This window comes from Streptomyces sp. MK37H, from assembly GCF_018035285.1.
GTDB lineage: Bacteria > Actinomycetota > Actinomycetes > Streptomycetales > Streptomycetaceae > Streptomyces > Streptomyces endocoffeicus.
This window is the reverse complement of the sequence record NZ_JAAAYH010000297.1, coordinates 1-11454: the sequence shown is the minus strand read 5'-3', so window position 1 is coordinate 11454 and position 11454 is coordinate 1. Positions and strand designations below refer to the sequence as shown.

The following is an 11454-nucleotide window of genomic DNA, read 5'->3' as shown; positions in this document are numbered from 1 at the left end:
CAAGGAACGCGCCAGATGGCCCAGCTCCACTTCCGGCCGTCGCTCAACGAAGTCCAGCAGCCGCCGCGCCTGCCCCCGCAACCCCGCATCACCACGCCCCGACACCACCAACGGCACCACACCACTCCCCGGAGCCTCCGCCACCGGCGCCACCTCTGTGATCGCTTCCGGCGCCTGCTCCAGAATCACGTGGGCGTTCGTCCCGCTCACCCCGAAACCCGACACCCCCGCCCGACGCGGACGCTCCACCTCCGGCCACGCCCGCCGCTCGGTCAACAGCTCCACTGCACCCGCCGACCAATCCACCTGCGGCGAAGGCTCATCCACATGCAACGTCTTCGGCAACACCCCATGCCGCAACGCCATCACCATCTTGATGACCCCTGCCACGCCCGCCGCACCCTGGGTATGGCCGATGTTGGACTTGAGCGAGCCCAGCCACAGCGGGCGGTCCTCCGGTCGCCCCTGCCCGTACGTGGCCAGCAGCGCCTGCGCCTCGATCGGGTCGCCCAGCGCCGTGCCCGTCCCGTGGGCCTCCACCGCGTCCACTTCGGACGGGCCAAGGCGCGCATGGGCCAGCGCCTGCCGGATGACACGCTGCTGCGACGGACCGTTCGGAGCGGTCAATCCATTGGACGCACCGTCCTGATTCACCGCACTGCCCCGCACCACCGCCAACACCCGATGGCCGTTTCGCTCCGCGTCCGACAGCCGCTCCAGCAGCAGCACTCCCGCGCCCTCGGAGAAGCCGGTGCCGTCCGCCGCCGCGGCGAATGCCTTGCACCGGGCGTCGGCGGCGAGTCCACGCTGGCGTGAGAAGCCGATGAACGCCCGGGGTGTGCCCAGGACGGTGACGCCACCGGCCAGCGCCATCGAGCAGTCCCCCGCCCGGAGGGCGCGCGCCGCCAGGTGGAGGGCCACCAGGGATGCGGAGCAGGCGGTGTCGACGGTGACGGCGGGGCCCTCGAACCCGAAGGTGTAGGAGATCCGGCCGGAGAGCACGCTTCCGGCGTCGGAGGTCATCAGATAGCTCTCCAGGGCCTCGGGCAGCTCCGGCAGCCCGGCCCCGTAGTCGCTGCCCGCGAACCCGGAGAAGACACCGACGTCCTCGCCGCGCCACGCGGTCGGGTCGATCCCCGCCCGTTCGAATGCCTCCCAGGAGAGTTCGAGCATGAGGCGCTGCTGCGGATCCATCGTGACCGCCTCGCGCGGGGAGATCCCGAAGAAGCCCGGGTCGAACTCCCCGGCGTCGTGCAGAAATCCGCCCTCCCGGACATAGCTGGTGCCCCGGTGGTCGGGGTCCGGATGGAACAGGTTCGCCAGATCCCAACCACGGTTCACGGGGAAGCCGGTGATCCCGTCCCGCCCGTGCAGCACCAGCTCCCACAGCTGCTCCGGGGAGGACACCCCGCCCGGAAGTCGGCAGGCCATCGCGACGATCGCGATCGGTTCCGTCTTCTCGGCCTCCAGCTCGCGGACCCGCTTCTGGGAACGGCGGGCGTCCGCCAGCACGCGCTTGAGGTAGTCGCGCAGCTTCCCGTCATCTGCCATGAGTGTTCACTCCCGAAGGAAACGGTGGCGTCTGCTGGAGGGTCGGCGGCGTGTGGCGTGTCGTCGCACGGGGCCGGGCGGTCACGAGGTGCCGAACTCCCGGTCGATGAGCTCGAACATGGCCTCGTCGGTCGCGGTGTCCACGTCGAACTCCTCGTCCTGGTCGACGGTTGTGGCGCCTGCCGTGGTCTCCCACTGCTCGACCAGCAGGTGGAGGCGGGCCAGCACCGTGGCGTGGGTCGTGGCGTCGGGGGTCACCTCGGCCAGGGTCGTGGCCACGGTGTCGAGCTCGGCCATCAGCACCTCGGAGGTGTCGACCTCCTGGCCCAGTTCGGCCAGGAGGTAGCGGGCGAGGGAGGCGGGGGCGGGGTGGTCGAAGATGAGCGTGGCGGGCAGCCGTACCCCGGCCCGGCGGGAGAGCCGGTTGCGCAGCTCCACGGCGGTGAGCGAGTCGAAGCCGATCTCCTTGAAGGGCTGGTTTGGCTCGATCAGATCGGCCGAGGCGTGGCCGAGGACGGCGGCGGCCTCCTGCTGGACCACGTCGAGCAGGATCTTCTCCTGCTGACCGGCGGTTGCCCTGACCAGCCTGCTCACCAGGTCATCCGTGTCCGCCGCCGCGTTGTCGACGGCCCGGCGCGGGGTACGGACGAGGGCGCGCAGCAGTGCGGGCAGCGAGCCGGAGGCGGCCAGGGTGCGCAGGGCGGCGAAGTCCATGCGGGCGGGGACCAGTACGGTGCCGGGGCCGCGCAACGCGGTGTCGAACAGCTCCATGCCCTCGGGTACGGAGAGGCCGAGCATGCCGCCCTGGGCCATGCGCCGCTGGTCGGAGTCGTCAAGGTGTGCGCTCATGTCGGTGACCTGCCCCCACAGGCCCCAGGCGAGAGAGGTGGCGGGCAGCCCGTTGGCGTGCCGGTAGCGGGCGAGCGCGTCGAGGAAGGCGTTGGCGGCGGAGTAGTTGCCCTGGCCCGGGGAGTCGAAGGTGCCCGCGCCGGAGGAGAAGAGGACGAACGCGGCGAGGTCGAGGTCGCGGGTCAGCTCGTGCAGGTTGAGCACCGCGTCCACCTTGGGGCGGAACACCGTGTCCAGGCGTTCCGGGGTCAGAGTGGTGATCACGCCGTCGTCCAGCAGCCCGGCGGTGTGCACCACGACGGTCAGCGGTGCGTCCTCGGGGATCGAGCCGAGCAGCGCGGCCACCGCCTCGCGGTCGGCGAGGTCGCAGGCCACCGTGCGCACGATGGCGCCCAGCGCACTGAGCTCGTCCTCCAGCTCGGGGATCCCCGTGGCGTCCCTGCCGCGCCGTCCGGCCAGGACGACGTTGCGCATTCCGTGTTCGGTGACCATGCGCCGGGCCACCAGGCGGCCCAGCGAGCCGGTGCCGCCGGTGACCAGGAGAGTGCCGGTGGCGTCGGGGGTGCGGGGCAGGGTGAACACGTTCTTGCCGATGTGCCGTCCCTGGCTCATGTAGCGGAAGGCCGCCGGGGCGTGGCGTACGTCCCAGATGTTCAGTGGCAGGGGGTGCAGCGCTCCCCGGTCGAACAGCTCGACCAGTTCGCGCAGGATCTCCCCGATGCGGTCGTTGCCCGCCTCGTAGAGGGAGAACGCCTGGTAGGAGACGCCGGGATGGGTGGTCGCAACCTCCTCGGGGCTCCGCAGGTCGGTCTTGCCCATCTCCAGGAACCGGCCTCCCCGGGGCAGCAGCCGCAGCGAGGCGTCCACGAACTCCCCGGCCAGGCTGTCCAGCACCACATCGACGCCCCGGCCCTGGGTGGCGTCCAGGAAGTGCGATTCGAAGTCCAGGGTGCGCGAGTTGCCGAGCCGGTCGTCGCTGATTCCGGTGGCGCGTACGGCGTCCCATTTGGCGGGGGCGGCGGTGGCGAACACCTCGGCGCCCCAGTGCCGGGCGAGCTGCGCGGCGGCCATGCCGACGCCGCCGGCGGCGGCGTGGATCAGTACGGACTCACCGGATCGCAGACCGGCGAGGTCGCGCAGCCCGTAGTAGGCGGTGAGGAACGCCATCGGCACGGTGGCGGCCTGCTGGAACGACCAGCCGTGCGGGATCCTGACCACGGTGCGGTGGTCGGCCACGGCCAGCGGGCCGACGGCGTCGGGGAACAGCCCCATCACTCGGTCGCCCACGGTGAGCCCGGCCACTCCGGGGCCGATCTCGGTGACCACCCCGGAGCCCTCGTTGCCGATGGTGGCATCGACCCGGTTCATGTCCAGCGCCACCAGGACGTCCAGGAAGTTCAGCCCCGCCGCCCGGACCTCGATCCGGACCTGACCGGCCCCCAGTGGCTCCAGCGCGGCGGGTGCGGGGCGCAGCGCCAGACCTTCGAGGGTGCCGTCGGTGCCGGGCTCGAGCCGCCAGGCCACCGCGTCCGCGGGTGGGACCAGCGCGCCGGTGGTGTCCGCGCGGGTGAGGCGGCGGGCGTAACGGATGCCGTCGCGCAGGGCGAGTTGCGGCTCTCCAACGGTGAACACGCCGGGCAGCAGGGCCAGGGACGCCTGTGCCCGGTCGGTGTCCACCAGTGTGATCCGCCCGGGGTTCTCGGCCTGGGCGGACCGGAGCAGACCGCATACGGCGGCGGTGGTGGGGTCGGTGAGCTCGCGGTCGTGGTGCACGGCCACCGCGCCCTGGGTGAGCACGAGCAGCCGGGTGTCCTCGAGTTCTGGTGCGGCCAGCCAGGTCTGCAGCAGCTCCAGCACCCGGCCGGTCACCTCCCGTACGCCGCTCGCGCTCGGCTCCTGGCCGTCGCCGGCCAGGTCCAGGAGCAGCGCCTCGGGCACGCCCAGGTCGGCCGTCTCGGCCAGTTCGCGGATGTCCTCGGCGGTCGCCACCGGTACGGGGTGGAGGGTGTCCGGTGCGGTGTCGGCCGCCGGTGCCGGGAGCTCGTCCCAGCCGACGCGGAACATCCGCTCCCGGGCGGGGCTGGTGCCGGTGTCCAGCAGTTCGGTGGCCACCGGCCGGGACACCACCGATCCGACGGTGGCGACGGCCGCGCCGCCGGTGTCCGCCAGCGCAAGCGCCACTTCCTCGGGACCGTTCGGTGTGATGTGGACGCGTAGCGCGGACGCCCCGGCGGCGTGCAGGGCGACATCGCGGTAGGCGAAGGGCAGCGCCAGCGTGGCCTGGGCGGCGCCGAGGTCGCGGAAGGCGATCGCGTGCATGGCGGAGTCGAGCAGCACCGGGTGCAGGCCGAAGCCGTCCGCCGAGAGCCCCTGTTCGTCGGCCAGTGCGACCTCGGCGAACACCTCCTCGCCCCGGGTCCACACCGCGCACAGCCCCCGGAAGGCCGGCCCGTAGCCGTAACCGGCCGCGGCCATGTCCTCGTACGCCTCGGACACCCGCTCGGTGTCCACCGCGACCGCCCCGGCCGGTGGCCACTGGGTGAGGCCGGTGTCGGGTGGGGTGGTAGCGGCGGCCGGGGCCAGGACACCGGTGGCGTGCCGTGTCCAGGCCGCCCCCGGTCCGCTTCCCTCCGCGCGGGAGCGCACGGAGAGCGGGCGCCGCCCGGAGTCGCCCGCCTCGCCCACGAACACCTGCAGGCGCGCGCCGTCGCCCTCGGCCAGCGTGAGCGGTGCTTCGATGACGAGCTCTTCGACGACACCACAGCCGACCTCGTCACCGGCGCGCACCGCCAGCTCCACGAACGCCGCCCCGGGCAGCAACACCGTGCCCGCCGCCGCATGGTCAGCCAGCCACGGATGCGTACGCAGCGACAGCCGGGAGGTGAACAACACCCCGCCGGACTCGGGGAATTCGGTGACCGCGCCCAGCAGGGGGTGCTGGGCCGGTTCCAGGCCGAGCCCGGACGCGTCGCCGAAGGTGTCGGTCGACTCCAGCCAGTAGTGGTGGCGTTGGAAGGCGTATGTGGGCAGATCGATCCGGCTCGGGGCCGAACCGGCGAACACCGTGGCCCAGTCCACCGGCAGTCCGCCCACATGGCCCTCGGCGAGGGAGGCCAGGAACCGCCGCGCACCGCCCTCGTCGCGCCGCAGGGAGCCCACGGCCACCGCATCGGCCCCGGCGTCCTCGAACATCTGCTGCATGGCCGTCACCAGCACGGGATGGGCGCTGGACTCGACGAAGAAGCCGAAGCCGTCGGCGAGGAGTTCATGGACGGCGCCCTCGAAGTTCACCGGGTGGCGCGCGTTGCGGAACCAGTACTCGGCGTCCAGTTCCCCGGTGTCGAGCACACCGCCGGTAACCGTCGAGTAGAACGGGATGTGGCCACGGCGCGGGGTGATGTCGGCGAACATCGCCAGAATGCGGTCCCGCAACGGATCGACCTGGGCGCAGTGCGAGGCCACCGTCGAGCCCACGACCTGCGCCCGGATCCCGTCGGCCTTGCACCCGGCCACGAATTCCTCCAGCGCGGCCACCTCGCCCGCGACGGTCACCGCCGAGGGGCCGTTGCGTCCGGCGATCACCAGCCGTTCGCCCCAGTCCGCCAGCCGCTTCTCCACGGCGTCGGGCGACACCGCCACGGAGGCCACCGCGCCCTTGCCCACCAGCTCCTCGGCGAACAGGGCGCTGCGCAGGACCACGATCCTGGCCGCGTCCTCCAGCGACAGCGCCCCGGCCACGTACGCCGCCGCGATCTCCCCTTGGCTGTGGCCGACCACCGCCGCCGGTTCGACCCCGGCCGCCGCCCACACCGCCGCCAGGGACACATGCACCGCGAACAGCGCGGGTTGCAGGATCTCGATGCGGTCCAGGGAAGGCGCGCCCTCGGCCCCTTGGATCACATCGGTGACGGACCAGTCCAGGAGGCGGCCCAACGCGTCGTCGCATTCGGCGAACCGGGTGGCGAACGCCGGTGAGGAGGACAGCAGTTCGGCCGCCATGCCCTGCCACTGCGAGCCCTGGCCGGGGAAGACGAAGGCGATGTGCCCGGTGGCCGGGGTGGTGCCACGGATCACATCGGGGGCGGGGGTGTTCTGGGCCAATGCGGTCAGGCCGCGCAGCGCGGCGTCCCGGTCGGTGGCCAGCACCACGCCGCGTTGCTCCAGCGCCGCGCGCCCGGATGCCAGCGACCAGCCGAGGTCCGGCAGGGCCACGTCGGGGCGTTCGTCCAGGAACGACAGCAGGCGCTGGGCCTGCGCGCGCAGCCCCGACTCGCCCCGCCCGGACACCAGAAGCGGGACCGGGGCGTCGTGGAGCACCGGGGCGTCATCCAGGACCGGTGGTGACGACGGCGCCGGTTCGGTGGCGGCGGTGCTGGTTTCCGCGGTCGAGCCGGATGCGGTGGCCGCGCCCGATGCGTCGGTCGAGCCGGTCGCCGGGCCGGGTTCAGTGGGCTGAGGGGCAGGGGCCTCTTCGAGGATCACATGGGCGTTGGTGCCGCTGATGCCGAAGCCCGATACGGCGGCCCGGCGCGGCCGTCCCGTCTCCGGCCACGGCTGTTCGCTGGTCAGGAGCTCAACGGCACCGGCCGACCAGTCCACCTGGGGCGTGGGCGCGTCCACATGCAGCGTCCTCGGCAGTACGCCATGCCGCAGCGCCATCACCATCTTGATGACACCGGCCGCACCGGCGGCGGCCTGGGTGTGACCGATGTTGGACTTCACCGACCCCAGCCACAGCGGGCGGTCGCGGTCGCGCCCGTACGTGGCCAGCAGGGCCTGCGCCTCGATGGGGTCGCCCAGCGCCGTACCCGTGCCGTGTGCCTCCACCACGTCCACATCGGCGCCCGACAGCCGTGCGCTGCTCAGCGCCCGGCGGATGACACGCCGCTGTGAGGGGCCGTTGGGCGCGGTCAGGCCGTTGGAGGCGCCGTCCTGGTTCACCGCCGAGCCGCGTACCACCGCCAGTACCGGGTGTCCCGCGTCGACGGCGTCGGACAGGCGCTCCAGCAGAAGCACACCGGCGCCCTCGGAGAACCCGGTGCCGTCCGCCGAGGCCGCGAATGCCTTGCACCGGCCGTCGGGGGCCAGTCCGCGCTGGCGGGAGAAGCCCACGAAGGCGTCGGAGGCCGCCATCACGGTGACGCCACCGGCCAGCGCCATCGAGCACTCACCCGCCCGCAGTGCCTGCACCGCCAGATGCAGCGCCACCAGCGACGAGGAGCACGCCGTGTCGATCGTCACGGCGGGGCCTTCGAGGCCGAGTGCGTAGGAGACCCGCCCGGACAGCACACTTCCCGCGCCACCGGTGAGGATGAAGCCCTCCAGCCCTTCGGGGACCTCGGCGAGACCGGTGCCGTAGTCGTGGAAAGCGATACCGGAGTAGACGCCGACGTCCTTGCCCCGCTTGCTGGTCGGGTCGATCCCGGCGCGCTCGAACACCTCCCAGGACAGCTCCAGCATGATCCGCTGCTGGGGGTCCATCGCCACGGCCTCCCGGGGCGAGATGCCGAAGAAGCCCGCGTCGAACTCACCGGCGTCGTGCAGGAAACCCCCTTCCGTGGCATAGCTGGTGCCGGGGTGGTCGGGATCGGGGTGGAAGAGGTTGTCCAGGTCCCAGCCGCGGTTCACCGGAAAGCCGGAGATGCCGTCACCGCCGGTGGACACCAGCTCCCACAGGTCTTCCGGTGTACTCACGCCGCCCGGCAGCCGGCAGGCCATCCCGACGATGGCGATGGGGGCGGAGGTGGCCGCGACCGCCTTGTCGTACTCGTGCTTCAGCCGGGCGTTGTCCTTCAGCGAGGCGCGCAGGGCTTCGACGATCTGTTCGCTCTGGCTGCTGCTCATGGCTGCCTCCCACCGCGTCGAGTGCGTTCACAACTGGGTTCCGTCGAAAGCCCGTTGGACCAGTCCGGCGATATCCATTCCATCGATCAGGTCGAGCTCCTCATCAGCGGACGGCCGGCCGCCGTCCTGTGCGGCCGCTTCGGTCCTGGCCAGCGACCGCAGCGCTTCGAGCACTCCGGCCTCACGGAACCGGCTGAACGGCACGGCGGCCAGTACGCGGCGGATCTCCTCCTCATCGGCCTCGGTGGCCTCGTCGTCGCCCTGGTCGCCCAGGAGCTCGGTGCGCAGATACTCCACCAGCGCGGCGGGCGTGGGGTAGTCGAAGACGAGGGTGGCCGGCAGCCTTGTGCCCAGGGCGGCGCCGAGGGTGTTGCGCAGGTTCACCGCCGCGAGGGAGTCGAATCCCATCTCCTGGAAGGCGCGCTGCGGTTTGACGGCCTCGACACCGTTGTGGCCCAGCGCGATGGCCGCGTTCTCGCGCACCGCCTTCATCAGGGCGCGTTCCCGCTCGGCGTCGGAGCCCGCGGCCAGTTCGCGCAGGAATTCCGAGGCGGACTCGTCGGTGGCGTCGTCCGTACGAAGGCTGTCGACGATCTCCTGAACACCCGGCAGATCACCGATCAGCGGGCTGGGCCGCAGCGAGGTGAACGCCGGGACGAACGCCGACCAGTCGATGTCCACCACGGCCACAAGCGTGTCGTCATGCCGGACGGCGTGCGTCAGGGCCGCCATGGCCGCCTCGGGCGCCATGGGCAGCACACCACGGCGGCGCAGCTGCTCCTGGGCCGTGGCGTCGGCGGCCACACCGAAGCCGTCGATCACACCCCAGGCCACCGAAGTGGCCACCAGCCCCCTGGCGCGGCGCCGCTCGATCAGGGCGTCGAGCTGGGCGTTGGCCGCGCCGATCAGCCCCTGGCCACCACCGCCCCAGACGCTGGCGACCGATGAGAAGACCACGAACAGATCCAATTCCCGATCGGCGAGGAGCGTGTCGAGATGCAGTAGACCGTCGACCTTGGCCGCCAGCGTCTCCGCCAGTTCATCAGCGCTGGTGGCATCGGTCTGGGCGATCCGTGCCAGGTCGGCGGTGTGAACGACACCGGAGAGCTCGGGATACGCGGCGGGGCCGGTGAGCAGCCGCTCCACCGCGTCCCGGTCGGTGAGGTCCGTCGGGCACACCGTCACCTTCGCGCCCAGGCCGCTCAGCTCATCCCGCAGGGCCACCACATGCGGCGCCTCCGGATCCGAGCCGACGGTCAGCACCAGGTGCTCGGCACCGGCACCGGCCAGCCAGCGCGCGGCATGCCTGCCGAGACCCTCCGTACCGCCGGTGACCAGGACGGTGCCACGCGGCCGCCACTCCGGCTTCGCCACGCCGTCGGGCAGGGGATGGTGGCTCAACCTGCGTACGAACGCGCCCGTGGCGCGGATCGCGAGCTGGTCCTCATCGCCCGGATCGGCCAACGCGGCGAGCAGGGCCCGGGCGGCCCGGTCGTCGAACACGTCCGGGAGGTCCACCAGCGCCCCCCATCGGTCCGGCTGCTCCAGCGCCACGGCCAGACCGAGCCCCCACACCGCCGCCTGTTCCGGAGCGCTGAGCCGGTCCGCCGCGCCGACGGTCACCGCGCCTTGAGTGGCGCAGTAGAGGCGATGCCCCGAGCCCGCTGAACCTGCCGAGCCCAGGTCGCCGAGGGCCTGGACCAGCGCCAACGTGGCCGCGGCTCCCTCGGTGAGTGTCGCGGAGCCGGGACGTACACGCTGGTCGAGAGCGAGCAGGGACAGTACACCGCTGATGTCGTCGTGGTCCGCGAGCGTGCCGCGCAGGATCTCGGTGAAGGCGGCGCGGTCGGGTGATTCCGGTCCGTCGAGCCGCAGGGTCGTGGTGCGCAGGCCCTGGCGGTTCAGCATCGGGGCCACCTGGGCCGCGTACTCGTCGTCCCGGCAGCCGTACGGCAGGACGACCAGCCAGGTGCCGGTGGGTACGCCGGAGGTGGCGCCGGGGAGTGGCTTCCAGGTGGCCTGATAGCGCAGCCGGTCCGCCGCGGACTTCTCACCGCGCTTGCGCCGCCAGTCCGACAGCACGCCCAGCGCACCGCCCATGGCGTCCAGCGCGGCACGGTTCTCATCGCCGTCGGCAAGGTCCAGCGCCTCGGCCACCGAGCCGAGGTCGCCGCGTTCGACCGCGGCCCAGAACCGGGCGTCGATGGCGTCAGTGTTGCTGGGGACACCGGCGGGGCTCTGGTGCGAGGCGGGCCGGGTGTCATGGAGCCAGTAGTGGGCCCGCTGGAAGGCGTACGTGGGCAGATCGGGGAGGTGGGTGGGCGGAACGGCGCTGCCGAACAGTGCACTGAAGTCGATGTGTACGCCTGCCACGTGCAGTTGAGCGACGGCGGACATCAGCGCGCGGGGTTCGTTGCCCTCCCGCCGCAGCGACGGCACCACCACGGGCTGTTCGGCCGGCTCTTCCGGCAGACAGTCCCCGACCATCGCGGACAGCACGGCATCCGGCGCCAGTTCGAGATAGGTGCTCACGCCGTGGTCGGCAAGCGCAAGCACCCCGTCGGCGAAGCGCACAGCGGCACGCACGTGCTCCACCCAGTACTCCGGCGAACACACCACCTCCGTGTCCGCCAGCCGGCCGGTCACGTTGGAGACCAGGGGGATCAGCGGTGCGGTGAAGGACAGATCGGCGATCGCTTCCTGGAACTCCTGCAGCATCGGTTCCATCCGGGCGGAGTGGAACGCGTGCGAGACCGCCAGACGCCTCGTCCGGCACCCCCGCTCCGACAGCTCCTCCGCCACCCGCAGCACCGGCCCCTCATCCCCCGAGAGCACCACCGCCGCAGGACCATTCACCGCCGCGATATCCACCCCCGCCACCAGCAACGAACGCACCTGCTCCTCACCCGCACCCACCGCCACCATCACGCCACCCTCCGGCAACGCCTCCATCAACCGGCCCCGCGCCGCCACCAACACCGCCGCATCCTCCAACGACAACACCCCCGCCACATGCGCCGCCGTCACCTCACCCACCGAATGCCCACCCACCACATCCGGCACCACACCCCACGACTCCACCAACCGGAACAACGCCGTCTCCAGCGCGAACAACCCCGCCTGAGCAAACACCGTCCGCTCCAGCAACTCCCCACCCCCGAACACCACCTCCCGCACCGAACCCGACACCCCACCCGCACCCAACTCCCG

At 72.1% G+C, this 11454-nt stretch carries 3 protein-coding genes; all 3 read right to left on the bottom strand.

Annotated features, from left to right (window positions below; all coding sequences use genetic code 11):
• The coding region (locus GWI24_RS31190) for a type I polyketide synthase (protein WP_210949296.1) at positions 1-1551 on the bottom strand (1551 nt) is incomplete at its 3' end.
• A gap of 81 nt (positions 1552-1632) precedes the next feature.
• On the bottom strand, positions 1633-8244 hold the full coding sequence (locus GWI24_RS31185; protein WP_210949295.1) for a type I polyketide synthase: 6612 nt from the start codon (positions 8242-8244) through the stop codon (positions 1633-1635).
• A 27-nt stretch (positions 8245-8271) separates the two neighbouring features.
• Positions 8272-11454 (bottom strand): SDR family NAD(P)-dependent oxidoreductase (locus tag GWI24_RS31180; RefSeq protein ID WP_210949293.1); only part of this gene is annotated, 3183 nt, incomplete at its 5' end.